Below are 26,101 nucleotides of genomic sequence, written 5' to 3'. Positions count from 1 at the left end.
CTAGTATGAGCGAAACGGTTACGAATAACAAAGAAACTCGTGGTTTTCAGTCAGAAGTAAAGCAGTTGCTGAACCTGATGATCCATTCTCTCTATTCAAATAAAGAGATATTTTTACGGGAACTGATCTCCAATGCATCTGATGCGGCTGATAAATTGCGCTTTCAGGCGCTGTCGAATCCGGAGCTATATCAAGGAGATGCCGACCTTGCTGTGCGTCTGTCTTTCGATAAGGAAGCGAAGACGCTCACGATATCAGACAATGGTATTGGTATGAGCCGGGACAGTGTAATTGATAACCTCGGGACAATTGCTAAATCTGGTACAAAAGAGTTTTTTGCCAAACTATCTGATGAGCAGGTCAAAGATTCACAGTTAATTGGTCAATTTGGTGTCGGTTTCTATTCTGCTTTTATTGTCGCTGATGCAGTGACTGTCCGGACCCGTGATGCCAGCCTTTCTGCAGATGAAGGGGTCTTATGGCACTCTCAAGGAGAAGGGGAATATACGCTGGAAACGATTCGCAAAGAGAGTCGTGGTACCGATATTATTCTGCATTTGCGCGAAGAGGGTGAAGAGTTTTTATCTGAATGGCGTTTGAAAGAACTGGTTTCTAAATATTCTGACCATATTGGTATCCCTGTTTATATTCAAACGGTGAAAACTGACGAAGAAGGTAAAGAAACCGGTGAGACCGAATGGGAAAAAGTGAACAAAGCCGAAGCACTATGGACACAACCCAAATCGGAGATCAGTGAGGAAGAATATAAAGCATTTTATAAGCATGTTTCTCATGACTTTGCTGATCCACTCGTCTGGAGCCACAACAAGGTTGAAGGAAAGAACGACTATACAAGCTTGCTGTATATTCCTTCTAAAGCACCGTGGGACATGATGAACCGCGATCATAAAAGCGGTTTGAAACTGTATGTACAGCGCGTGTTCATTATGGATGATGCGGCGCAGTTTATGCCTTCTTATCTGCGGTTCGTTCGAGGCCTGATTGACTCAAATGATTTGCCGTTGAACGTATCCCGTGAAATTTTGCAGGATAATAAAGTGACTCAGTCACTGCGTAGTGCATGCACCAAGCGTGTGTTATCGATGCTAGAGCGGATGTCCAGCGATGAAGAAAAATATCAGACATTCTGGAAAGAATTTGGTCTGGTGATGAAAGAAGGGCCTGCTGAAGATTTTTCAAACCGTGAGAAAATTGCCGGTTTACTGCGATTTGCCTCAACACATACGGAAAGTTCTGAGCAGAACGTCGCGCTGAAAGCGTATGTTGAGCGGATGAAAGAAGGTCAGGATAAGATCTACTATCTGACCGCAGACAGCTATGCGGCAGCGAAGCATAGCCCTCACTTAGAACAATTCAAGTCTAAAGGTATTGAAGTTATTCTGATGTATGATCGTATTGATGAATGGCTGATGAACTATCTCACCGAGTTTGACGGAAAACAGTTCCAATCAATTACCAAAGCCGGACTTGATCTGAGCCAGTTCGAGGACGAAGCTGAGAAAGAAAAACATAAAGAGACAGAAGAAGCGTTTAAAACAGTTGTCGAAAGAACACAATCTTATCTCGGTGACCGCGTTAAGGAAGTTCGCACAACATTCAAACTTGCCTCGACACCTGCGGTCGTTGTTACCGATGATTATGAGATTGGTACACAAATGGCGAAGTTATTAGAAGCTGCGGGACAAGCTGCTCCGGAAGTGAAATATATTCTGGAGTTAAATCCGGAGCATGCTCTGGTTAAGAAAATGGCTGATGAGCCGGATGAAGAGCAGTTTGGTCGTTGGGTCGAGATTCTGTTAGGTCAGGCGATGTTGGCAGAAAGAGGTTCAATGGAAGATCCCGCTCAATTCCTGAGTGCGGTCAACCGACTCTTGACTAAGGTTCAATAAGTTTGTTGATATTCAATAAGCCCGCATTGCGGGCTTATTTTTTTTATTCATGTAACTTTATGAAAATAATTGATATTTTGTATCATGTTTGTCACAGAACATCAGATATCTATCAATCTTTAGTCGTACTCAACGTTAAAAAATGAATCCTTATGGTAGAATTTCAGACTTGAATGTCTCAGGGAAGGCGTGTATTTTGCTCGCCTATTGAATGGTCTGATGACTTGAATTATACGCTTATACCGAAACTTTCCGTGGCAACGTGAATGCAGTGAGTTTCGGTATAATTCATCATTTTCTAAAGAGGATTAAACATGCGCATCATTCTTCTGGGTGCTCCAGGTGCAGGTAAAGGAACACAAGCTCAGTTCATTATGGAGAAATATGGGATTCCACAAATTTCTACCGGTGACATGCTTCGTGCTGCAATTAAAGCTGGCACTGAACTTGGTAAGCAAGCCAAAGCAGTTATCGATGCTGGTCAGTTAGTTTCTGATGATATTATTCTGGGATTGATTCAAGAACGCATTGCTCAACCTGATTGTGAGAAAGGTTTCTTGCTCGATGGTTTTCCTCGGACGATTCCTCAAGCGGATGGTCTGAAAGCGATGGGAATTGAGATCGACTATGTGATTGAGTTCGATGTTGCAGATAAAGTGATTGTTGAACGTATGGCTGGTCGTCGTGCTCATTTAGCGTCTGGACGGACTTATCATGTGGTGTATAACCCACCGAAAGTTGAAGGTAAAGATGATGTCACGGGTGAAGAGCTTGTCATTCGTGATGACGACAAAGAAGAAACCGTCCGTTCACGTCTGGCTGTGTATCATGAGCAGACGGCACCGCTGATTGAGTACTACAGCAAAGAAGCGGCAGCAGGGAAAACCCAATATCTGAAATTGGATGGGACCAAACAGGTTGCTGAAGTCAGTGCCGATATTGAAAAAGCATTAGGATGATCCCCTCTGATTTATCGCTGACTGATGGTCATCGATAACGGGATATCTTGACAAATAAAAATCCAGAGTCGTTCGAGGCTCTGGATTTTTTGATCCAGCCGCTGCTCTCGCTAAAAATCGTGATAAAGTATAGCCTATAGCATTTTTTGAAGATTGTTTTACTGAATAGGTGAAATCTGACGTGATGTATCCGGCAAAAAAACAAGGTGTACTGTTAGTTAATTTGGGAACGCCGGCAGCAGCAACACCTGCTGCGGTGAAAGCGTTTTTGGCTGAGTTTCTTTCTGACCCGCGTGTCATTGACCTCTCTCCTTGGTTCTGGCGGCCATTATTACATGGCGTCATTTTACCTATTCGTTCACCTAAAGTTGCCCGTTTATACCAACAGATCTGGATGGATGGTGGGTCACCGTTAATGGTGTACTCAATGCGTCAGCGCGACAAATTGGCAAAATTGCTTGATATACCGGTTGAAGTTGGGATGACCTATGGTCAGCCAAGTGTTCGGGATGGATTGCAACGTTTAATGGCGCAGCAGGTTGAGTCTGTGACGATATTACCGCTTTATCCTCAATATTCTGGCACAACCACAGCTGCGGTTTATGATGCCGTCGCCAATGCATTGAAGTCACTTTCGGTGGTCCCTGAACTTCATATTATTCGCGATCATTATCACCATCCACTCTATATAAAAGCACTCGCTGAGCAAGTTCGGCATTCTTGGGAACAACATGGTCGGGGAGATTATCTGCTCTGTTCCTATCATGGTATTCCGCAGCGATATGCAGATAACGGTGATGTATATCCACAGCACTGTATTGAGACGACTCGACTGCTTGCCGCTGAGTTGGGATTAGAGACACATCAAATCGGCACAGCGTATCAATCCCGTTTCGGCAAAGAAGTGTGGTTGCAACCTTATACCGATAAGACGTTAGAAAATCTTCCCCGGAATGGTATCAAGAATCTGGACATCATTTCTCCGGCATTCGCGGTGGATTGTCTGGAAACGCTGGAAGAAATCGCGCAAGAGGGCAAAGAGACTTTTCTGCATGCTGGCGGAGAGGTTTACAACTTCATTGGCTGTCTGAACGACTCAGATACCTATGTGTCTTTATTCGCCGAATTGGTGAAACATTCGACAAACAAACATGAATAAGTGTTTATACATGTACCTTCTGTAAAACTGTTGCTAGGGTTTATATATGAAGGAGAAAAATGGTTGTCAGAATATGAAACAATGGTATTTACTGTATTGTAAGCGTGGAGAACAGCAGCGAGCCAAATGCCATTTGGAGAATCAGGGTGTTGAATGCTATTACCCTGAAATAAAAGTCGAGAAGATTTTGCGAGGAAGAAAGCAAACCTTACTTGAACCGCTGTTCCCTTCTTATATGTTTGTCCGTTTTGATTATGAGAGCGGCCCCAGTTTTGTTTCAGTCCGTTCGACGAGAGGGGTGGCTGACTTTATCCGTTTCGGGCAACATCCTAAGGAAGTAAGTGCTGAGTTGGTCGAACACTTAAAAGCGTTGGAATTAAATCCTCAATATCTTCAGCAGAGTATGCCACAGCGAGGGCAGGTCATTCGGGTGAAAGGGGGACAATTTGCCGGGATTGACGCCATTTATCAGGAAGAGGATGGCGAAACGCGTTCGATCATGTTGGTGAAAATGATTAGTCAGACCGTTGCAATGAGTTTTGATAATCGAGATTTGGAGTTGTCTTAGCCGGACTTTCTCTTCTAGACAGATAAGTCTCTGTCATTATCATTAAAAAACAGCAGGAAAAATCCTGCTGTTTTTTTGTAGTACTTATTGAGAATCGCGGCTTAGTAAGCTTCCTGATGAACGTTTTTGACTGCGCGTCCGGATGGGTCAATACAGTTCTTAAACGATTCATCCCATTCAATTGCTTTTGCCGATGAACAGGCAACAGATGGGCCTCCCGGAACACATTTTGCTGCTGATTCCAGCGGGAATAGCTCCTCAAAAATTTCCCGGTATACATAACCTTCTTTGGTTGTCGGTGTGTTGTAAGGGAAGCGGAACTGCGCTGTTTCCATCTGTTGGTCGGTGATTTTTTCTTCTGCGACCGCTTTGAGAGTATCAATCCAGCCGTAGCCGACTCCATCTGAAAACTGTTCTTTCTGCCGCCAGGCGATTGAGTCTGGCAGATAGTGTTCAAAGCATTCCCGCAAAATATGTTTTTCCATTTTGCCGTTGCCGCACATTTTATCTTTCGGGTTTAGACGCATGGCAACATCAATAAACTCTTTATCCAAGAATGGGACGCGTCCTTCCACACCCCACGCAGCCAGAGATTTGTTCGCCCGTGCACAGTCAAACATGTTCAGCGCCAGTAGCTTGCGAACGGTTTCTTCATGGAACTCGCGAGCGTTCGGGGCTTTGTGGAAATAAAGATATCCCCCGAAAATTTCATCGGCACCTTCACCGGAAAGGACCATTTTAATTCCCATTGCTTTGATTTTTCGTCCCATTAAAAACATTGGCGTTGATGCACGGATGGTTGTCACATCATATGTTTCGATGTGGTAAATCACATCCCGAATTGCATCCAGACCTTCCTGAATGGTATAGGTCATCTCATGGTGAACCGTGCCGATTTTTGTTGCGACTTCCCGGGCGGCTTTAAGATCCGGAGCACCCTCCAGACCAATTGCAAATGAATGCAACTGAGGCCACCAAGCTGCCGATTGCTCATCATCTTCAATCCGCATCGCAGCGAAGCGTTTCGCGATAGCGGAAGTAATGGATGAGTCCAGTCCTCCGGATAGCAGTACACCGTAAGGAACGTCGGTCATGAGTTGCCGTTTGACAGCCGCTTCCAAGGCTTGAGTCAGTTGCTCTTTATCTGTCACATTATCTTCAACGGCACTATAGTCGTTCCAGTCTCGAGTATAGTAGCGGATCGGCTCTTGATCAGATGAGCCGTAATAACAACCCGGAGGAAATTCGCTAATGGTTTTACAAACCGGAACCAACGCTTTCATTTCTGAGGCAATATAGTAGTTTCCATGTTCATCAAAGCCTTGATAGAGCGGGATAATACCAATGTGATCGCGGCCGACCAAATACTGATCTTTTTCCTCATCGTACAGAATGAAAGCAAAGATACCGTTGAGTTCTTCGAGTAAATCTACGCCCATATCCTGATAAAGTGCAAGGATGACTTCACAATCTGAGTCGGTCTGAAAATCATATTTGTCTTCGTAACGGGCTCGGATTTCTTTGTGGTTATAGATTTCACCGTTGACGGCGAGTATATGTTTTTTATCCGAGCTGTAGATTGGCTGAGCGCCGCTATTCAGACCAACGATAGCCAGTCTTTCATGCGCCAGAATTGCATGATCCGATGTATAAATACCAGACCAGTCCGGACCACGGTGACGAAGTTTTTTGGACATTTCTAATGCCAGCGGACGTAGCTTCGATGCATCGCTTTTTATGTCTAAGATGCCAAATATAGAACACATACTCATTCCCTTATGATTTTTGCTTTGAATCTTAATGTGCCACTTTTTTTAGAAAAGACAACCCTTGATTGTGTGTATTTTTATTAAAAGTGCATTCAAGGTGAATAATTTTTAAATAATATGTATTTTTATTGTATTTTTTATAGTTATGGTGTGAATTGTCTGTTTTTTGTTCAATATTCATTGCTTCAACATGGGTCAGTTGATTTAAGAGATGATCCGATGGATAGATATGATGGATATAAAGTAAGGTAACCAAACTAGCTTGGTTACCTTGAGGTATGGGGCTGAGATTACTCTTCGAGAAGCTTTTGGAGTAAAACACCATTGAGCATTGCCCGTTTGATCATGGCAAAGGCGGCAATCGGTGGTTGTTTGTAAACCTGCGAGGCTACAATGGGAAGGTTTTTATAGAATGCTTTCAGAGATTGATTTTGTACATTGCGCTCGATAGCCGGAAAAATCAGTTCTTGTGCCGTAGTAATGTCCCCGGCAATGATAATTTTTTGTGGATTGAACAAGTTGACTGTGATGGCGACGGCCTTCCCTAAGTGATCTCCTACTTTTATTAAAGTCTGACGTGCCAGTTCATCCCCCTGATTGGCATGATCGCAAATATCGTTAATCGTAATCTGCTCCAGTTCAGAAAGTGTTGACTGATAGCCTTGGTCAAGAAACTGTCTGACCCGTTTCACGATTGCAGGGTTGGATGCCACTGTTTCCAGACACCCGAAGTTACCGCACTGACACTGTGCACCCAATGGATCGATCTGAATATGACCGATTTCTCCAACATTGCGGTTAAATCCGAGAAAAATGCGGCCATTGACGATCATCCCGGCCCCTGTTCCTCGACCGACACTGATCAAAATCGAATCCTGACAATCCTGACTTGAGCCGAAATAATGTTCTGCGAGAGCAAGCCCCCGGATATCATTGCCGATAAAACACTCGACGCCGAAGTGATCTTTGATGATGTCTCCCATCGCGAGTTCATCAACATCGACATTGTGCATGTATTCAACCACGCCTGTTTCTGGATTAACCAGTCCGGGGAGAACCACACCAATGGCAATTAATTGTTGAATATATGCTTGTTTTTCTCGGATGAAGTGACGAATGTAGTGAAGTAATCCTTCAATGAGTTCTTTTTGATGCAGATATTGAAACTCATGATAATCGGAAACAATTTCGTTTCCGCCCAAATCATAAAGACTGATCTGGATATAGTCGCGGCCTAGCCTGACAGCGACGGAATGAAACGGAAGCACTTCAGTTTCAAGAGAGATAGCCCTGCGTCCACCGGTCGATGCCTGTTGTGCGACTTCTTTAATGAGGCCTTTTTCCAACAGTTGACGGGTGATTTTCGTGACACTGGCAGGTGCTAACTGACTGATATCTGCAACCTGAATGCGAGAGATCGGACCCTGTTGATCGATGAGCCGATACACAGCGGCACTATTAAGTTGTTTGACTAAATCTACATTACCTTTTTGCGTATCATTCATTGCTTATGCTGCTCGTATTGCCCATTTTTTAATCTTGTCATCGGATTGTAAAATTTTTTATCGATGATAGCCTACCCACATACTTACTGTGTTTATTGTGTCGATTTGGTTGCGTGATGTCTATGGTACTTTTCTCTATACCGGCAGACGACGGTACATTCACTGAGTTTATTTGTACGATGATGGCTGGTGTTCAAGGCAGTTCATTGTCTGAGTCCAGAATATCCTGCCAAAGCGGTAATATACTGCCTTATCGCTAAAAATAAAGTCCTCTCCAGCTGCAGCTGTAGGAGCTGTGGCATTGGTCACTAATCTTTTGCCATCTCAGTTTACTTTTTCGCAATATTTGGAAGATGTAAATGCTAATTATGATGGCGCTCTTGATGCGCAATCCAGCGCCAAAAACCAGAAATACCGTTTTATCGATGTAAAATGATCAATCTCAGGAAATAATCTTAAGAATATCCCGGAATCATATTGTGTAATCACAAAGAATTGTGGATCATTAGGGGTGTTAATTTTTATATCCTAACTGCAAAATTATTCGTGGTGTACTTGTCTGGATTCAAACAGATGAGTCACGGTCCTGAGAATACAAAATTATTGAGGTGTTATAGATGAGTGAAGCTGAGGCTCGTCCATCGAACTTTATCCGTCAGATTATTGATAAAGATTTGGCGGAAGGCAAACATACCAGTGTGCATACCCGATTCCCACCAGAGCCGAACGGCTATCTTCATATCGGACATGCTAAGTCAATCTGTTTGAATTTTGGTATTGCTCAGGATTATCAGGGCCAGTGTAACTTACGTTTTGATGATACAAACCCAGAAAAAGAGAGCATCGAATATGTTGAGTCGATTAAGAAAGACGTCAACTGGTTGGGTTTTCAATGGGCCGGCGAGGTACGCTATTCATCTGACTATTTTGACCAATTGTATCGTTATGCAGTTGAGTTGATTGAGAAGGGGCTGGCTTATGTTGAAGAACTGACACCAGAACAAATCCGAGAGTATCGGGGAACCTTGACTCAACCCGGGAAAGAAAGTCCTTACCGTGATCGCAGTGTTGACGAAAACCTCGCATTATTTGAAAAAATGCGCAGTGGTGGATTTCAGGAAGGTGAAGCCTGTTTACGTGCTAAAATCGATATGGCTTCTTCGTTTATCGTCTTACGTGATCCAGTTTTATACCGGATTCGTTTTGCTGAGCATCACCAAACAGGTAATCAATGGTGTATTTATCCGATGTACGATTTGACCCATTGTATTTCGGATGCATTGGAAGGTATTACCCACTCTCTGTGTACCCTCGAGTTTCAAGATAACCGACGTTTGTATGATTGGGTATTGGATAACATTTCTATTCCCTGCCATCCGAGACAGTATGAGTTCAGCCGCTTAAACCTTGAATATACTGTGATGTCGAAACGGAAGCTGAATCAATTGGTGTCTGAACAGTTGGTTTCAGGGTGGGATGACCCGCGGATGCCGACAATTTCTGGTTTACGTCGCCGTGGATTTACACCGACAGCGATTCGTGAATTCTGTAAACGCATCGGTGTGACGAAGCAAGAAAATATAATTGAATTTGGTGCGTTGGAATCTTGTATTCGTGATGATTTGAATGAAAATGCGCCCAGAGCCATGGCTGTACTGGATCCGGTGAAGATTGTCATTGAAAATTATGACGCTGATGCGGTGGAGATGCTGGACGTCGCCAACCATCCGAACAAGCCTGAGATGGGGAGTCGCCAAGTTGCCTTTAGCCGGGAAGTTTGGATTGAGCGTGAAGATTTTCGTGAAGAAGCGAATAAGAAATATAAACGTCTTGTTCTTGGCAAAGAAGTCCGTTTACGCGGTGCTTATGTCATTAAAGCTGAGCGGATTGAAAAAGATAGCGCGGGTGAGATTACGACGATTTACTGTACTTACGATGCCGATACTCTGGGTAAAAATCCTGCGGACGGCCGAAAAGTCAAAGGCGTTATTCATTGGGTTTCTGTCGACCAAGGCGTTCCCGCTGAATTCCGGTTATATGATCGGCTCTTCTTGGTTGCCAATCCGGCAGCAGAGAATGACTTTACGCAAGTCCTGAATCCTGATTCTCTGATTCGTAAACAAGGTTTTGTGGAAGCGGGTTTAGCCGCTGCTCAGCCAGAATTTGGTTATCAGTTTGAACGCTTAGGTTATTTTTGTGCAGATAATCGCGATTCTTCAGCCGAATCATTGGTTTTTAACCGGACTGTCGGTTTAAGAGACACATGGGCGAAGATTGAAGCGGTCTGATATGCTTTGAGGAAGTGATAGAAAGCCAGCATTGCTGGCTTTTTTACTGTTCAAATCATGCTTTTTGACGTCATCAACTGGTGTGATCTGATGCTATTTGAACGCATGCAGGGGCTGGTGGTGAATCAGAACAGTGGAAAATGTGTGAGATGCGCGCAATTATTGTAGGCAAAACAGTTTTTTTCCGGATAACCTATAGTTTTGCTGGTGTAATCCGATATATTTAACAGATTATTGAATTTACTATTACCTAAGCACATAGCTGAGCTTTATATGCGTCAATTTTTAAAACGTCTGTTGTTACCACTTGCAATAGCAGCCGTGGGTCAGATTTCTCTTGTTCATGCAGAAGGTATCCGTCTGCTTGGGCCAACAGGTCAGGTGCAGTCATCACCCCAATACAGTGAAGCGGTGAGGTCTTCTGCTGCACAATCAAATAATGAGCCTTCAAAATTTTATGGCCCCACCTCCGGAACAGAAACATTATGGTCTATTGCCTCAAAACTCAGACCATCAAATCAAGTGACCGTTCAGCAAACGCTACTTGCTCTCTATCAGTTAAATCCCGAATCATTTGAACAGCAGAATATCCACAGCTTAATTCCGGGAAGTCGGTTACGCATTCCATCTCTTGTGCAGATCCGCAGTGTCACTACAGAAGAAGCAACACGGGTCATGCAGGCCCATCAGCAACGGTTAGATCAGGCGACTCGCCTTGTTGCAACCAATTCATCCTCTGCGGCAAGATCTCGTACGGTGAAGCCGGCAGAGCCCGCGTCTGTCAAAGCAGAAACCCCACCGACAGCCCAACCTGATACGAAGCCGGCACAGCAATCAGCTGATGCTCAGCAAGTGAGTCCGCCGACAGAAAAGATTATTCCGTCAGAGCAGCCACCAGCTCAGACAGAAGCTCCCCAGAGTGTGCTGTCATTCTCCTCATCAGATGCGAAAGGGGCAGACTCAGAAATTCTGGCCCTTGAAGAGAAAAACCACCGTTTAACACTCATGTTGTCAAAAGTTCAGTCAGAAGTGAGTGAGCTGAAGAGTGAACTGGGTGATGAAAACAAAGTTCGTACTGAAGTTGAAAAACTACTGGCTGAAGAGCGTAGAAAACGTGCAGAAGCTGAGCGGATGGCACCCACATCACTAGACAAATTGTTGTCAAACGGATGGGCGGTGGGCGCGCTCGCCCTTATTCCCGGATTATTGATCGCTTTACTGGTCATGTGGCTTGTTGGTCGGAGAAAAACATCGGATACATCATCTGATGCGACCGCTGAGTCGAAGGATGTGAGTGATAAACCGATTAGTATCGGAGATGCCGCAGAGGTCGGCGGTAACGATGACGAACTTGATGACCTATCACTTGATGATGATCTCTTTAGCACTACGAGCCCTGAATCAGAAGAAAGTGACGCTCAGGATGAAGCGGATGCCGATGATGTGTTTGCTGAACTGGACGATGTCGATCTTGATTTGGATCTGGGTGATGAAAGTGAGGAAGACCTGTTTGCCAGCATCGATGATGATGGTGATTTAGTTGATACAGACCTCGATAGTGATTTCTCAGCGAGTGCAAATGGTATTAGTGTCAACAGTGAAGATAAAGCGGTCGGTCTGGAAGAAATGGAGCGGGCGCTTGAGGATGCATCTCTCGCTGCAGATGATGAAGAACAAGCAGAGGGTGAGGATTTCGACCTTTCCAGTGACGATCAAGTCGGTATGTCTCAGGACGAAATTGAGACACTGCTGGATGGTGATGCGCTTGACGATGATTTGGATACGACAGAGCTCGATCAATCCATGCTCGATGATTTATTGGCAGAGGAGCAAGATGACGAGTTCGATCTGGGGAATGCCGGGGTAGCCTCTGATAGCGATCTGGAAGCTTTATTTGACAGTATTGAACAACAAGCCGATTTAGAGCAGTTAGAAGCCAATAGTCAGGATGATTCATTCTTGGATGAAGCATTTGATACTGGAGCATTTGACACACTAGCTACATCCGAAGATGAATCAGACAGTATGATCGATGAAAGTACTGCGTTGCTGGATGAGTTACTGGATGAATCAGACGATGAACTCAACTGGGATAAAGAGTTAGAAGATCTAGGCGGCCTTGACTTAGCGGATGACGATGATAGTGATGACCCGTTTGATTTTGAAACACTCGCTCTTGATGAAGACTTGGATGCAGATGCAGAGCTCGATGAAGATATAACTCCGCTTGATGACGGAACAGAGTTATTTGATGAATTACTAGAAATTGAACAGCATAGTGCCGAGGAAGATGACGATTTTAATCGTGAAGGATTTATTGATGATCTGATTAGTTCTGCACCGGATAAAGACCCGCTATTAGACGAAGTCGATTTTGAAACATCCGTCTCAGCAGAGGCACCGGAAGAGGACGCAGACGACTTTGATTTCAATCCTGAAATTGAAGGGAGTGAGCAGGTTGATGAAGATGATGAGTCAGTTGCCGCAAATGAGTTTGGGGTGCCGCAAGACACGGATTGGGATATTGATGAAGAACTAGAACTATCTTCTCCACCAATACCGGATGATGAAGAAGTGACTGAGTCGGCATCACCTGACTTCGATGAAACCGCAGCACTGAATGAACCCGATACATCATCGCCAGATGATGCCCCCGTCGTCGAAGAAGATGACGCGGCTGAGGCCGACATCGCTGATGAAGAACTGCCAGAATTCGACGAAACCGCAGCGCTGAATGAATCCGACACATCATCGCCAGCCGATGCCCCCGTTGTCGAAGAAGATGAAGTGCCTGAGGCCGATATCGATGGTGAGCAGGCGATTGAGCCGGAAGCGACGCAAGCCGAAGTCGCAGCGGAGCAACCCGAAAGCGACGATGTATCAGACTTTATCGCTGATGAAGCATTGCCAGAATTCGACGAAACCGCAGCACTGAATGAACCTGATACATCATTACCAGATGATGCCCCCGTCGTCGAAGAAGATGACGCGGCTGAGGCAGACATCGATGGTGAGCAGGCGATTGAGCCGGAAGCGACGCAAGCCGAAGCAGCAGCGGAGCAACCGGAGAACAGCGATGCATCAGACTTTATCGCTGATGAAGCGCTACCAGAATTCGATGAAACCGCAGCGCTGAATGAATCCGATACATCATCGCCAGCCGATGCTCCCGTCGTCGAAAAAGATGACGCGGCTGAGGCCGACATCGATGATGGTGAGCAGGCGATCGAGCCGGAAGCGACGCAAGCCGAAGCAGCAGCGGAGCAACCGGAGAGCGACGATGCATCAGACTTTATCGCTGATGAATCACTGCCAGAATTCGATGAAACCGCAGCGCTGAATGAATCCGATACATCATCACCAGCCGATGCCCCTGTTGTCGAAGAAGATGACGTGCCTGAGGCCGACATCGATGGTGAGCAGGCGATCGAGCCGGAAGCGACGCAAGCCGAAGCAGCAGCGGAGCAACCCGAAAGCGACGATGATGCATCAGACTTTATCGCTGATGAAGCACTACCAGAATTCGACGAAACCGCAGCGCTGAATGAATCCGACACATCATCGCCAGATGATGTCCCCGTCGTCGAAGAAGATGACGCGGCTGAGACCAACATCGATGATGGTGAGCAGGCGATTGAGCCGGAAGCGACGCAAGCCGAAGTCGCAGCGGAGCAACCGGAGAGCTACGACGATGCATCAGACTTTATCGCTGATGAAGCACTGCCAGAATTCGATGAAACCGCAGCACTGAATGAACCTGATACATCATCACCAGCCGATGCCCCTGTTGTCGAAGAAGATGACGTGCCTGAGGCCGACATCGATGGTGAGCAGGCGATCGAGCCGGAAACGACGCAAGCCGAAGCAGCAGCGGAGCAACCGGAGAGCGACGACGATGCATCAGACTTTATCGCTGATGAAGCACTGCCAGAATTCGATGAAACCGCAGCACTGAATGAATCCGATACATCATTACCAGATGATGCCTCCGTCGTCGAAGAAGATGATGTGCCTGAGACCAACATCGATGATGGTGAGCAGACGATTGAGCCGGAAGCGACGCAAGCCGAAGTCGCAGCGGAGCAACCCGAAAGCGACGATGTATCAGACTTTATCGCTGATGAAGCACTGCCAGAATTCGACGAAACCGCAGTGCTGAATGAACCTGATACATCACCAGCCGATGCCCCCGTCGTCGAAGAAGATGACATGCCTGAGGCAGACATCGATGATGGTGAGCAGGCGATTGAGCCGGAAGCGACGCAAGCCGAAGCAGCAGCGGAGCAACCGGAGAGCGACGATGTATCAGACTTTATCGCTGATGAAGCACTGCCAGAATTCGATGAAACCGCAGCGCTGAATGAATCCGATACATCATTACCAGATGATGCCTCCGTCGTCGAAGAAGATGATGTGCCTGAGGCCGACATCGATGATGGTGAGCAGGCGATCGAGCCGGAAACGACGCAAGCCGAAGCAGCAGCGGAGCAACCGGAGAGCGACGATGTATCAGACTTTATCGCTGATGAAGCGCTACCAGAATTCGATGAAACCGCAGCGCTGAATGAATCCGATACATCACCAGCTAATGCGGGTGATGTACCCGTCACTGGATCAGACGTTGCTCCAGAAACTGACTTAGCCACCGAGTCATCTGATTTTGTCGATGAAGAAATTGGTCTTGATGCGATCCCGAGAACGTCTATTGATGAAGACGCACTGGGTGCGCTGTTGGATGAAAACGCTGAGCCAGAGCAGTATGTTTTTGAGCCAAATTTAGATGAAGATCGGATTGCCAGTGCGGGAATGGATTTTGATTCGATGCTGAATATGGGGGGTGAAGATTGGAATGGGTTCAAGCTTTCTCCGGAACAACAAGCGTCGATTCCTGATGAAGTTCCGGAAGAGGAGCTGGATGTTTGGCGAACTGAAAATCAAACACATGAACCCCAGGCGGATTCGGAAGATTGGGAAGTTCAGGACGACTTATTCTATAACGAGTCTGGACAGCAGCGTCATTTAACAATTGATGAACTGATGTCTCAGGTTGAAGGTCATGATCATCCTTTTGAAGAAGTCGATCTCAAACTGGATGTCGGATTAAATGAGTTTCCGGATGTCATCGGGGATATCACTAATGTTGATGTTGATAGTAATGCAGAAGCCGCAGGAAAACTGGATCTTGCCAAGATTTACATCGAAATGAACGATGAAGCAGGTGCAGTGAAGTTGCTGGAAGAAGCGATTGTTGATGGCAATGATGATATTCGTCAGGCTGCAAAACGCTTGATCGACGAGCTGAATCGAAGAAATTGACGGATGGGATCAGTCGAATGACTCACAAAGGGCTGTACCCTATGGATATGAAAGGTACATCGCTTGTTGTTCATTAGAAATTTTTTCAATTTACGATTATACTGCCGGCCCTGTTTGACAAGAGAAGTAGATGATGAGAATCGCTTTAGGTGTTGAGTATCATGGCGCTCATTATTATGGCTGGCAGCGGCAGCGAGAAGTCCCTAGCGTTCAGGAAGCTTTGGAAAAAGCACTGAGCCAAGTTGCAAACCATCCGATAGAGGTTCAGTGTGCAGGTCGAACTGACGCTGGTGTTCACGGTACCGGGCAAGTTGTCCATTTTGATACTGAGGTTCAGCGAAAAACTGCAGCATGGACGATGGGTGTGAATGCCAATTTACCTCAAGATATTGCTGTGCGATGGGCACAGGGCGTTCCTGATTCGTTTCATGCTCGTTTTTCAGCGACAGCGCGACGTTATCGATACGTGATATACAATGATAATTTGCGACCTGCCATTTTGTCGGCCGGTGTCAGCCACTATCATGGGGATTTATGTGTTGAAAGGATGCATCGAGCCGGGCAGTTGTTACTGGGAGAAAATGATTTTACCTCTTTCAGAGCCGTGCATTGCCAGTCTCGCAGCCCGTGGCGGAATGTCATGCATCTGCAAGTGACTCGTCACAATCGTTATGTTGTGATTGATATTAAAGCGAATGCATTTGTACACCATATGGTCAGAAATATCGCGGGGAGCTTAATTGCTGTCGGCAGAGGTGAGCAAGAGCCCGAATGGATTCAATGGCTATTAGCAGCGAAAGATCGGAAACTGGCTGCGGCAACAGCAAAAGCAGAGGGACTTTATTTGGTTGAAGTCGAGTATCCGCAAGTATTCAATTTACCGGCGCAACCGATTGGTCCGTTATTTTTACCTGATACATTGAACGAATCGCGCTAGTCGGATTCAAATCATAAGATCAGAGCGTTGTAGCGTCGTTTCACGAAGGTACAACCAGTTTTTTATCAACATGCAGAGGTTTATGTGATTTAATCCTTTGGGTGTTTATTGTCGAATAATTTTCTCTTGCCGTTGTAAGAGAGAGGAGTAAGGGTCTTCCACATGAGTTGGCTTGAAAAGATTTTAGAGAAAAGCAATATTGTCAGTTCGCGAAAAGCATCGATTCCTGAAGGTGTTTGGACAAAATGTACGTCTTGTGAACAAGTCCTTTATTATGCTGAGTTAGAACGTAATTTAGAAGTTTGCCCAAAATGTAATCACCATATGCGGATGAGCGCTCGTCGCCGTCTGGAAAAATTTCTTGATGAAAATAATCGTCAAGAAATCGGTGAGATGCTGGAACCGCAGGACAAACTAAAATTCAAAGATTCAAAACGTTATAAAGAGCGACTTGCGGCCGCGCAGAAAACGAGTGGTGAGAAAGATGCTTTGGTCGTCATGAAAGGGGAACTTTACGGTTATCCTCTTGTTGCATGTGCGTTTGAATTTTCCTTTATGGCGGGGTCAATGGGGTCTGTGGTTGGCGCACGCTTTGTGAAAGCCGTAGAAGCAGCGATCGAGGCCAAGTGTGGTTTGATCTGTTTTTCTGCCAGTGGCGGTGCTCGGATGCAAGAGGCGTTAATGTCTCTGATGCAAATGGCGAAAACCAGTGCAGCGCTGGAACGTTTATCCCAAAATGGATTACCGTTTATCTCCGTGATGACTGACCCGACTATGGGTGGCGTTTCTGCGAGTTTGGCGATGCTCGGTGACATTAATATTGGTGAACCGAAAGCGGTTATTGGTTTTGCAGGACGCCGAGTGATTGAGCAGACAGTACGTGAAGACCTTCCTGAAGGATTCCAGCGCAGTGAGTTCCTCCTGGACCACGGTGCAATTGATATGATCGTTGACCGCCGCGAAATGCGCTCTCAGGTTGCAAGCCTGTTGGGTAAGATGATGAATTACCCAGCACAGGCAACAGAATCCGGAAATGATAGCGTTTATGCGGTACCAGAAGCCGAAAAAAAAGAGTAAAGTAGTTCTCCCATATCTCAATACTATGCTTGTTTAATGAGTCAGAACGCTATGCCACAAGCCGCATCTTCGTTATCGATGTGGCTTGATTATTTATCCAGTATCCATCATTCATCCATAGATTTAGGCCTTGATCGCGTTCAGGTCGTGGCTCAGAGAGCCAACCTTTCAAAACCTGCACCAACCGTGATTACGGTTGCCGGCACGAATGGTAAAGGTTCTACCTGTGCGATTCTCGAAGCTATCCTGCTTGCTGCTGGGTACTCGGTAGGCGTCTATAGTTCCCCGCATCTTATTTGTTATAACGAACGTGTCCGGATCAATGGCAAAGTTTTAGCCGATGAAAACCATACGCGCGCATTTGATTTTATCGAAAAACAGCGTGGCACGACGAGCCTGAGCTTTTTTGAGTTCGGGACGCTGGCTGCATTGCGGTTACTGCAAGAAGAGCAAGTTGATGTTGCGATTCTAGAAGTCGGCTTAGGCGGACGGCTAGATGCGACTAATGTCGTTGATCATGATGTTTCGGTCATTACGAGTTTGGCTATCGACCATGTTGATTGGTTGGGGAATGATTTGGGGCAGATCGGATACGAGAAAGCGGGCATTTTTCGGGCCGGTCAGCCAGCTGTGTGTGGTGAACCTCATCCACCGGCGACCGTTGCTGCCTATGCTGATGAAATTGGTGCGGAATTTTTTCAGGTTGGTATTCAATTTGATTATCAGGTTACAGAAGATGTATGGCATTGGCAGCATGGTGCTTTTGACCTCCGCGATTTACCGAAGCCACAATTACCGTTACCCAATGCTGCAACCGCTTTAATGGCGCTGGGGTGTGCTGGGTTAGATATCAGTGATATGGATATTGTTGAGGGATTAAAGTGTGCCACCCTGCCTGGCAGAATGCAGTTGATTAGCCAGCAGCCTGTCATCATGCTCGATGTTGCACATAATCCACATTCTGCCTACTACCTGGCATCACAAATAAAGCAGCGCTTATCGGATAAAACAATCCATCTGGTTATCGGCATGTTACATGACAAAGATATTCAGGAAACGATCGCTGCGTTATCGCCGGCTGTTGACCACTGGTATCCGGCTTCTCTGACCGGGCCCCGAGCTGCTTTTGCCAGTGAATTGAATCGCTATATTCCCGTTCCTAGTCAAACCTATGAATCACCCGTTCAGGCTTTTAAAGCTGCGATGACACGAGCAGGTGAAAATGATGCGATTATCGTCGCGGGTTCGTTTCACACGGTTGGAGAAGTTTTGGATTTTTGGAACAAACGAGGAGTGTAAACAGAGATGGCAAGTCGATTCCAAAGTCGTTTAGTTGGAACCGTTGTATTGGTTGCACTTGGTGTCATTATTCTTCCGGATATTCTGGACGGACAAAAATCACACTATAAAGAAGATGTTGCCAGTATTCCACTGAAGCCCGATGTTGATCAAGAAACGGAACAGTACCAAATTTTAGAGCCGGAAACCGCTCAGCTTTCTTTGCCTGATTCACCTGTTGCGGCGGACGAAAACGCGAATGCGACATCATCGAATGATGCGGTTTCTGTCCACGTTCAGGCATCGTCTGAGTCAGATGACTTCCAAAGCAGTGGTTGGATTATTCAGTTGATGGCACTTAAGAATAGCGACAATGCGAAAAAACTCGTGGCAGACTTGCAAAAACGGGGTTATCAGGCACACACCAAACAGGAAAATGGCTATACACGTGTAATTATCGGGCCTGATGTTTCAAAAAGTAAAATGGAAAGACAACTGGCGGAATTGGAAAAAATTACCGGAGCGAAGGGTCAGTTGCTCAAATTTAAACCGTTAAATCCGTAAGAAAACGTTTGCGTCGCTATTTTTTCTGTTAGAATGCGCGCCATCTTAGAATGAGTGAATGTATGAACTGGTTAGATATTGTCATTTTAAGTGTGATTGGCCTGTCAGCACTGATCAGCCTGATTCGCGGTTTTGCGAAAGAGGCATTGTCACTGGGAACTTGGCTGCTTGCATTTTTTATTGCAAGTCACTATTACCCAAAGCTGGCTGTTTATTATACAAATATTCAGGATGACATGTTTCGCAATGGTGCCGCGATTGCAACGTTGTTTATTGCAACATTAATCGTTGGGGCATTGGTGAATTATGTTATTGCCCAGCTTGTACAAAAAACAGGGCTTTCAGGGACTGATCGGGTTCTTGGGGTGGTGTTTGGCGGACTCCGAGGCGTTCTGATCATTGCTGCGGTTCTGTTTTTTATGGATGCGTTTACCGCGTTTCCAAGTTCAAAATGGTGGGAAAACTCACAATTAGTGCCACAATTTCGGTGGATTATTGTGCAGTTTTTCGAACATTTGAAAACATCATCTAGTTTTCTTACCGGCGCGGTATAAATCGGCCGGTATAATGTCGCAAATCGAGGATTAAGACATGTGTGGTATTGTTGGAATTGTTGGTTCAACGCTTGTCAACCAGTCCATCTATGATGCTTTGACCGTGTTGCAGCATCGCGGTCAAGATGCCGCAGGTATTTGTACCATAGATAGCAATCGTTTTCGTCTGCGTAAGGCAAATGGATTGGTTACAGATGTATTTGCTGCAAAGCATATGCAGCGCCTTCAAGGAACGGTTGGCATCGGACATGTCCGTTATCCGACAGCGGGGAGTTCAAGTGCATCCGAGGCACAGCCTTTTTATGTTAACTCACCGTTTGGTATCACACTGGCTCATAATGGTAATCTCACCAATGCCCAGTATGTCCGGGATAGGTTATTTGAGAAAGATCGCCGTCATGTCAATACAACGTCTGACTCTGAGGTGTTGTTGAATGTTCTGGCGCATGAAATTGATACGGTTAAAGGGAATGTGACCGCAGAAGATGTGTTCAGAGCGGTTACCAGTGTACACCGTACGATTAAAGGGGCTTATGCCGTTGTTGCGATGATTATCGGGCATGGCATGATCGCGTTCCGGGATCCAAACGGCATCCGTCCATTGTGTTTGGGCAAACGCGATGTTGACGGACGAACTGAGTATATGGTCGCTTCTGAGTCTGTTGCATTGGATGCGGTTGGATTTGAGTTTATGCGGGATGTCGCACCGGGTGAGGCAATTTACGTCACCTTTGAAGGTGAACTCTATACACATCAGTGTGCTGACAATCCTCAGTTGAATCCATGTATTTTTGAATTCGTTTATTTTGCGCGTCCGGACTCTTTCATCGACCAGATCTCTGTCTATAGTGCTCGGGTCGAAATGGGCAAAAAACTGGGTGAGCGAATTCAACAGGATTATGCTGAACTCGATATTGATGTTGTGATTCCGATTCCTGAAACCTCTTGTGATATTGCCCTGCAAATCGCACAGGCACTCGATAAGCCGTATCGTCAGGGGTTTGTGAAAAACCGTTATGTTGGCCGGACATTCATCATGCCGGGCCAACAGCAACGTCGTAAATCGGTACGTAGAAAGCTCAATGCTATTCGCTCTGAGTTTAAAGATAAAAATGTTCTGTTGGTGGACGATTCGATTGTTCGCGGTACAACATCAGAACAGATTATCGAAATGGCTCGCGATTCTGGCGCCAGAAAAGTTTATATGGTTTCTGCTGCTCCGGAAATTCGTTTCCCGAATGTTTATGGGATCGATATGCCAAGTGCCAATGAGCTGATTGCTCATGGCCGGGATAATGAATCCATCTGCCGTCAAATCGGTGCGGACGCATTGATTTTCCAGACGATTGAAGATCTCGTCAGTGCAGTTGGTATCGGGAATCCGAATATCAGTCGCTTTGAAACCTCGGTCTTTAACGGTGAGTATGTGACTGGTGATATCGATCAGGACTATCTGGACTATCTGGAAGCGATGAGAAATGATGACGCCAAAGAGCAGAAAGAGATCCAGCAAGAGCTGGCAAGTCTCGAACTCTATAATGAAGAAAACTGAGTTTTTCCGTTGTAACCGTTCAGAATAAAATTTGCTGACATTAAAAAGGCTTCCTCATGGAAGCCTTTTTTATCGATCGATTCGTTATTCACTTGAATCGTTCAGTACCATTAAAGTTGATGAGACAACTACAGAATCATCGCAGCAATCCAGCCGAAGATAATCAGCGGGATATTATAGTGAATAAACGTGGGGACAACGGTTTCCCAGACGTGTTCGTGCTGTCCGTCTGCATTGAGCCCGGATGTCGGGCCAAGTGTCGAATCAGAAGCCGGAGAGCCAGCATCGCCTAATGCTGCGGCTGTGCCAACCAATGCAATTGTTGCCATCGGTGAGAAACCGAAAGCTGCCGCCAGCGGGACATAGATCGTTGCAATAATTGGAATGGTCGAAAATGAAGAGCCGATCCCCATAGTGACTAACAGACCGACAACCAGCATCAGCAAGGCTGCCAATGGCTTATTGTCACCAATACTATGAGAGAGTGAGGCAACTAACGATTCGACCCCACCGGTCTGTTTCATTACAGCGGCAAAGCCAGCGGCTGCAATCATAATGAAGCCGATCATTGCCATCATGTGAACACCCTTGGTAAAGACATCATGGGTCTCTTTCCAGGCGATAACGCCACCAAAGGTAAACACCATAAAGCCGGTGAGTGCCCCGATAATCATCGAGCCAGTGAACAACTGCACACTCAGGGCGGCAACAATGCCGATGGCTGCCGTCAGAATATATCGGCCATTAATGGTATGTTCCTGATTATGATGAACCTTGGTCAATTCAGTTTTACGATATTCTCTGGGTCTGCGATAACTAAAGAAAACCGCAATGAAAAGTCCAACGACCATACCTGCACCGGGCAGTAGCATTGCGGTTGGGATCTGGCTTGCCGTGACATTGACCAAGCCATTCCCCTGGAGGTTTTTCAGCAGAATATCTTTTAAGAAAATGCCTCCGAAGCCTATCGGAAGGACCATATAAGGGGTAATGAGGCCAAATGTGAGAATGCAGGCAATCAGACGGCGATCTAATTTGAGTTTGGCAAAAACCCCCAATAGTGGTGGAATCAGAATGGGAATAAACGCGATATGGACCGGAATAATATTCTGGGAAGACATGGTGACCAGAATGAGTGCGATCAATACCGCATATTTCAATCCGGTCTGTGTTTCCTGCTGTTCTTTGCCATGAATTTTTCGAATGACCATATGAGCGACTAAATCAGTGAGGCCGGATTTAGAAATGGCAACAGCAAATGCACCAAGCATGGCATAACTAAGTGCAATAGTCGCTCCGCCACCAAGGCCACTTTCAAACGCTGCGACGGATTCATTCAGGCTCATTCCTGAAACAAGTCCGCCAATGATCGCACTAAATGTTAGTGCGACGACAACGTTCACACGAAGTAGTGCAAGTATCAGCATGATACAGACTGAAATAACGACAGGGTTCATACAATTCTCGTGTTGTAGTATTTTGAATTAAGGTTAATTTTCTTCTGATAGCGGCCAGCCGCCTAATGCCTGCCATTTATTGACAATCCCACAGAAAAGTTCCGCAGTTTTCTGGGTGTCATAAAGCGCTGAATGAGCTTCTTTATTATCAAATGGGATCCCTGCGGCACGGCAGGCTTTTGCGAGCACTGTTTGCCCATAGGCTAGGCCGCTTAAGGTGGCGGTATCAAATGTGGCAAAGGGATGAAAAGGAACCCGTTTGAGATGGCTGCGTTCACTGGCTGCCATGACGAAGCGATGATCGAACGTTGCATTATGAGCGACAATGATTGCCCGGCTGCATTCGGCATCCTTTTGTTCTTTACGCACCTGTTTATAGATTTCTTTCAGGGCTTCCATTTCGCTGATTGCCCCTCGAAGCGGGCTGAATGGGTCATAAATGCCATTGAATTCCAGCGCTTCTTTTTCCAGATTGGCACCTTCGAATGGTTCGATGTGAAAATGGAGCGTGGTTGCCGGCTGAAGCTGTCCTTCGTCATCCATCTTGAGTGTGATGGCACAAATCTCAAGGAGCGCATCTGTTTCTGCATTAAAACCGGCTGTCTCGACATCGATGACAACGGGCAGATATCCCCGAAAGCGATTTTTTAAACGCTGTATGTTGTTTACTTCCGTCATTTTGACCATAACCTATATATCAGGGCTCGCATTATTGCAGATTATACGCCTGATAAAAACCGCAGATATTGATTAAAATGTTGAGAGTCATGGATTGCCACGCAAGAGTGGCGAGGTTTTTGCATTTCCTTTCATGTTCCAGCGTGATGTGGCAAGAGGTTGCCACTTCGGTTGTCTGTTCGGGAACCAGATGTTTGAGAGAATAGCATGTCTATAAAGTATGGGTTGATTGCCAGTTTGGGGACGATTTTGAGTCTCTGGGGAAGTGTCGGATATGCGATGCAAAAGCATTATGTGGCAACGCCTCAACAGTCAAAATGGGAAATGGTGTCTGATACGCCGCTTGAATGTCGGCTTGTCCATCCGATCCCGTCTTACGGTAATGCTGAGTTTTCTTCCCGGGCAAGTAAGAAGTTGAATCTCGATTTTGAATTGAAGATGTTACGTCCGATGGGGGAAACCCGAAATGTGTCTCTGGTGTCGATGCCACCGGCATGGCGTCCGGGAGATAAAGCGGAATCTGTCTCGCATTTGAAGTTTTTCAAACAGTTTGATGGTTATATCGGTGGTCAGTTAGCCTGGAATTTACTCAGTGAGCTGGAGAAGGGACGGAATCCGACGTTCAGCTATGAGGAGTGGCAAGATCGGGACCATTTGATTGAGGTCTCATTGTCTTCGGTTTTATTCCTTAGTAAATTCAATGATTTTAGTAACTGTCTCAGTCGTTTGTTACCGTATAGTTTCGAAGATATTTCGTTTACGATTTTGCATTATGATCGAGATAGTGTGCAGGTGAATAAAGCATCGCAGAAGCGTTTGGCGCAGATTGCTGAATATATTCGCTATAATCAGGATATCGATCTGGTCTTAGTTTCCACTTATACCGATGGTTCGCGTTCAAAGAATGAAAGTCAGAGCCTGTCAGAAAAACGCGCAGAAGTGCTGCGTGACTATTTTAAATCGCTGGGACTACCGGAAAACCGGATTCAGGTAGAAGGGTATGGTAAACGTCGGTCAATTGCCAATGACATGACTCCGATTGGTAAAGAAAAGAACCGCCGCGTGGTGATTTCGTTAGGCCGCACACAAGTATGATTCCCACCATAAAAAAACAGGCAGCTTACTCAGCTGCCTGTTGTATCTTGTCCGTCTCGGTGGCAAGCAGTACAACCAGTCTACTGCGTTGATTAACCTTGAAGACCGGCACTCGCCTGTTTATTCTGAATTAATTCCACCATGTAACCATCCGGGTCTTTGATAAACGCGATATGCGTTGTGCCACCTTTAACGGGGCCCGGTTCGCGAGTGACATCACCACCGGCATCTTTGATCAGCTGACAAGTCTGATAGATATCATCAACACCGATTGCAATATGGCCGTAGGCGTTGCCTAAATCATATTCTTCAACGCCCCAGTTGTAAGTCAGTTCGATGACGGCACCTTCTGACTCATCGCTATAGCCGACAAACGCGAGTGTATATTTGTATTCCGCATTTTCATTTTTACGTAGCAATTTCATTCCCATGATGTCGGTATAAAATTTGATTGAGCGTTCTAAATCTCCGACACGTAACATGGTATGTAAAATTCGATTGTTGGACATTGCTTACTCCTGAAATGACTGGATATTATTTTTGAGTCGCTCATCTGATGACGAGCAGTTGTATCAGTTTAAAGAACATGGCAGATAAGCGCAAATGGCACTGATATGCCAGTCATGATGGGCGCTAAGCATAATGAGTCGAACAGATGAACACGTTGACTCACCGGAAGAGAAACCCGTCGAATTGCGGATCGTCAGCATCCGATAAATGAAATAAAGTCTGTTTAACATGCTCAAGATGTTGCCACATTGCATCTCTTGCAGCTTCGGGCGAACGTCTTTGCAGGGCAAACAGAATTTTCTCATGGTCTTCCAGCCAGGCACTCCGGTAGTTTTCATTGGTAATACGGACATGAAGCTGACGCCACATCGGGCTTTCATCTCGCCGTTGCCAGAGATCCCGGACAATATCGTATAACACACTATTTTGTGAAGCGTGTGCGACGGCCAGATGGAATTGTTCATCGCCATCATAATCGCCATGGCCGGTTTCTAACTGCTTCCGTTCAATATCCAAGGCTTCCCGAAGCTTCGAAAAATCATTTTTGGTGAGGTTCATAGCCGCAAAACTTGCAATCTGGCTCTCAATGATCTGACGAGCTTGCAACAGTTCGAATGGTCCGATATCCGAGCGCATTTTCGGTTGGGGTGATGGCGGATTTTGCTGAGTCTGAGTGGATAGGGCGATGACATAAACCCCTGAACCTTTGCGTACTTCTACCAATCCTTGCAGTTCAAGCATGATAATCGCTTCTCTGACTACGGAGCGACTGACCTGCATGGCTTCGGCAATGTCTCTTTCCGGCGGCAAACGATCACCGAGATTAAATTCCCCGAAAAGGATCCGTTGTTGCAGAATCTGGCCGATTTCCTGATAAAGACGTTTCGGGGGTGTCATCGAAGTGTTCATAGAGCCATCTCTTTGA

The 26,101-nt window shown here is 45.9% G+C and carries 18 protein-coding genes and 1 pseudogene; 13 read left to right on the top strand and 6 right to left on the bottom strand.

Annotated elements, in window-relative coordinates:
* Window positions 1–5 precede the first annotated feature (5 nt).
* The 4 genes from htpG to rfaH all read left to right on the top strand — a co-directional run bounded on the left by htpG (window position 6) and on the right by rfaH (window position 4,596).
* Window positions 6–1,910 (top strand): molecular chaperone HtpG, encoded by a 1,905-nt coding sequence (gene htpG, locus AC55NX_RS02840; RefSeq protein WP_496994366.1) that lies wholly within the window; start codon window positions 6–8, stop codon window positions 1,908–1,910.
* A 314-nt stretch (window positions 1,911–2,224) separates the two neighbouring features.
* Entirely contained in the window at window positions 2,225–2,869 is a 645-nt protein-coding gene (adk, locus tag AC55NX_RS02835; protein ID WP_059120295.1) for an adenylate kinase, read from the top strand.
* Window positions 2,870–3,053: 184 nt separating this feature from the next.
* Window positions 3,054–4,028, top strand: a complete 975-nt coding sequence (gene hemH, locus AC55NX_RS02830; RefSeq protein WP_496994456.1) for a ferrochelatase — start codon at window positions 3,054–3,056, stop codon at window positions 4,026–4,028.
* Between the two features lie 73 nt (window positions 4,029–4,101).
* Window positions 4,102–4,596 carry a transcription/translation regulatory transformer protein RfaH gene (rfaH, locus tag AC55NX_RS02825; RefSeq protein ID WP_496994455.1) on the top strand — a complete coding sequence of 165 codons (495 nt, stop codon included), beginning with the start codon at window positions 4,102–4,104 and terminating at the stop codon, window positions 4,594–4,596.
* Window positions 4,597–4,697: 101 nt separating this feature from the next.
* On the opposite strand, the gene asnB is transcribed toward rfaH, so the two are convergent.
* The gene (gene asnB, locus AC55NX_RS02820; protein WP_496994365.1) at window positions 4,698–6,362 is read right to left on the bottom strand and encodes an asparagine synthase B; all 1,665 of its coding nucleotides are present in this window, start codon (window positions 6,360–6,362) and stop codon (window positions 4,698–4,700) included.
* 293 nt (window positions 6,363–6,655) lie between these two features.
* Window positions 6,656–7,870: a DNA-binding transcriptional regulator NagC gene (gene nagC / locus AC55NX_RS02815; RefSeq protein ID WP_496994364.1), complete on the bottom strand. Its 1,215-nt coding sequence runs from the start codon at window positions 7,868–7,870 to the stop codon at window positions 6,656–6,658.
* A gap of 617 nt (window positions 7,871–8,487) precedes the next feature.
* On the opposite strand from nagC, the gene glnS reads away from it, so the two are divergent.
* The 8 genes from glnS (at window position 8,488) to purF (ending at window position 21,436) form a co-directional block, all read left to right on the top strand.
* The gene (gene glnS, locus AC55NX_RS02810; RefSeq protein WP_496994363.1) at window positions 8,488–10,158 is read left to right on the top strand and encodes a glutamine--tRNA ligase; all 1,671 of its coding nucleotides are present in this window, start codon (window positions 8,488–8,490) and stop codon (window positions 10,156–10,158) included.
* Window positions 10,159–10,431: 273 nt separating this feature from the next.
* Window positions 10,432–15,474, top strand: coding sequence for a FimV/HubP family polar landmark protein (locus tag AC55NX_RS02805; protein ID WP_496994362.1), 5,043 nt, complete (start codon window positions 10,432–10,434; stop codon window positions 15,472–15,474).
* A gap of 133 nt (window positions 15,475–15,607) precedes the next feature.
* Complete coding sequence (gene truA / locus AC55NX_RS02800) at window positions 15,608–16,411, top strand: tRNA pseudouridine(38-40) synthase TruA (RefSeq protein ID WP_496994454.1); 804 nt, start codon at window positions 15,608–15,610, stop codon at window positions 16,409–16,411.
* A 162-nt stretch (window positions 16,412–16,573) separates the two neighbouring features.
* Entirely contained in the window at window positions 16,574–17,488 is a 915-nt protein-coding gene (gene accD / locus AC55NX_RS02795; protein WP_496994361.1) for an acetyl-CoA carboxylase, carboxyltransferase subunit beta, read from the top strand.
* A 36-nt stretch (window positions 17,489–17,524) separates the two neighbouring features.
* On the top strand, window positions 17,525–18,787 hold the full coding sequence (gene folC / locus AC55NX_RS02790; RefSeq protein ID WP_496994360.1) for a bifunctional tetrahydrofolate synthase/dihydrofolate synthase: 1,263 nt from the start codon (window positions 17,525–17,527) through the stop codon (window positions 18,785–18,787).
* Between the two features lie 6 nt (window positions 18,788–18,793).
* On the top strand, window positions 18,794–19,330 hold the full coding sequence (locus AC55NX_RS02785) for an SPOR domain-containing protein (protein ID WP_496994359.1): 537 nt from the start codon (window positions 18,794–18,796) through the stop codon (window positions 19,328–19,330).
* Window positions 19,331–19,392: 62 nt separating this feature from the next.
* The gene (locus AC55NX_RS02780; RefSeq protein ID WP_059120305.1) at window positions 19,393–19,884 is read left to right on the top strand and encodes a CvpA family protein; all 492 of its coding nucleotides are present in this window, start codon (window positions 19,393–19,395) and stop codon (window positions 19,882–19,884) included.
* A 37-nt stretch (window positions 19,885–19,921) separates the two neighbouring features.
* Window positions 19,922–21,436, top strand: a complete 1,515-nt coding sequence (gene purF, locus AC55NX_RS02775; protein ID WP_496994358.1) for an amidophosphoribosyltransferase — start codon at window positions 19,922–19,924, stop codon at window positions 21,434–21,436.
* A gap of 128 nt (window positions 21,437–21,564) precedes the next feature.
* Here purF and AC55NX_RS02770 read toward each other — a convergent pair whose 3' ends face one another.
* Window positions 21,565–22,893, bottom strand: a complete 1,329-nt coding sequence (locus AC55NX_RS02770; RefSeq protein ID WP_496994357.1) for a Na+/H+ antiporter family protein — start codon at window positions 22,891–22,893, stop codon at window positions 21,565–21,567.
* A 33-nt stretch (window positions 22,894–22,926) separates the two neighbouring features.
* Window positions 22,927–23,571, bottom strand: coding sequence for a ribonuclease T (gene rnt, locus AC55NX_RS02765; RefSeq protein ID WP_496994356.1), 645 nt, complete (start codon window positions 23,569–23,571; stop codon window positions 22,927–22,929).
* Between the two features lie 285 nt (window positions 23,572–23,856).
* Here rnt and motY point away from each other — a divergent pair.
* Window positions 23,857–24,666: pseudogene (gene motY / locus AC55NX_RS02760) on the top strand (flagellar protein MotY); the annotation flags it as partial.
* A gap of 92 nt (window positions 24,667–24,758) precedes the next feature.
* Here motY and gloA read toward each other — a convergent pair.
* Entirely contained in the window at window positions 24,759–25,175 is a 417-nt protein-coding gene (gene gloA, locus AC55NX_RS02755) for a lactoylglutathione lyase (protein WP_059120308.1), read from the bottom strand.
* A gap of 160 nt (window positions 25,176–25,335) precedes the next feature.
* On the bottom strand, window positions 25,336–26,085 hold the full coding sequence (locus tag AC55NX_RS02750; RefSeq protein WP_496994355.1) for an FCD domain-containing protein: 750 nt from the start codon (window positions 26,083–26,085) through the stop codon (window positions 25,336–25,338).
* Window positions 26,086–26,101 lie beyond the last annotated feature (16 nt).

It is taken from the genome of Vibrio rubrogenes, assembly GCF_059641415.1.
The sequence above is the reverse complement of the archived record's forward strand: the minus strand, read 5'-3'. Positions and strand labels throughout refer to the sequence as shown.

Coding starts and splice junctions, on each gene's coding strand:
- AC55NX_RS02750 (WP_496994355.1), bottom strand. CDS start 26,085: ATGAACACTTCGATGACACCCCCGAAACGTCTTTATCAGGAAATCGGC.
- AC55NX_RS02805 (WP_496994362.1), top strand. CDS start 10,432: ATGCGTCAATTTTTAAAACGTCTGTTGTTACCACTTGCAATAGCAGCC.
- purF (WP_496994358.1), top strand. CDS start 19,922: ATGTGTGGTATTGTTGGAATTGTTGGTTCAACGCTTGTCAACCAGTCC.
- asnB (WP_496994365.1), bottom strand. CDS start 6,362: ATGTGTTCTATATTTGGCATCTTAGACATAAAAAGCGATGCATCGAAG.
- adk (WP_059120295.1), top strand. CDS start 2,225: ATGCGCATCATTCTTCTGGGTGCTCCAGGTGCAGGTAAAGGAACACAA.
- rnt (WP_496994356.1), bottom strand. CDS start 23,571: ATGACGGAAGTAAACAACATACAGCGTTTAAAAAATCGCTTTCGGGGA.
- nagC (WP_496994364.1), bottom strand. CDS start 7,870: ATGAATGATACGCAAAAAGGTAATGTAGATTTAGTCAAACAACTTAAT.
- rfaH (WP_496994455.1), top strand. CDS start 4,102: ATGAAACAATGGTATTTACTGTATTGTAAGCGTGGAGAACAGCAGCGA.
- accD (WP_496994361.1), top strand. CDS start 16,574: ATGAGTTGGCTTGAAAAGATTTTAGAGAAAAGCAATATTGTCAGTTCG.
- truA (WP_496994454.1), top strand. CDS start 15,608: ATGAGAATCGCTTTAGGTGTTGAGTATCATGGCGCTCATTATTATGGC.
- glnS (WP_496994363.1), top strand. CDS start 8,488: ATGAGTGAAGCTGAGGCTCGTCCATCGAACTTTATCCGTCAGATTATT.
- hemH (WP_496994456.1), top strand. CDS start 3,054: ATGTATCCGGCAAAAAAACAAGGTGTACTGTTAGTTAATTTGGGAACG.
- AC55NX_RS02780 (WP_059120305.1), top strand. CDS start 19,393: ATGAACTGGTTAGATATTGTCATTTTAAGTGTGATTGGCCTGTCAGCA.
- AC55NX_RS02770 (WP_496994357.1), bottom strand. CDS start 22,893: ATGAACCCTGTCGTTATTTCAGTCTGTATCATGCTGATACTTGCACTA.
- htpG (WP_496994366.1), top strand. CDS start 6: ATGAGCGAAACGGTTACGAATAACAAAGAAACTCGTGGTTTTCAGTCA.
- gloA (WP_059120308.1), bottom strand. CDS start 25,175: ATGTCCAACAATCGAATTTTACATACCATGTTACGTGTCGGAGATTTA.
- folC (WP_496994360.1), top strand. CDS start 17,525: ATGAGTCAGAACGCTATGCCACAAGCCGCATCTTCGTTATCGATGTGG.
- AC55NX_RS02785 (WP_496994359.1), top strand. CDS start 18,794: ATGGCAAGTCGATTCCAAAGTCGTTTAGTTGGAACCGTTGTATTGGTT.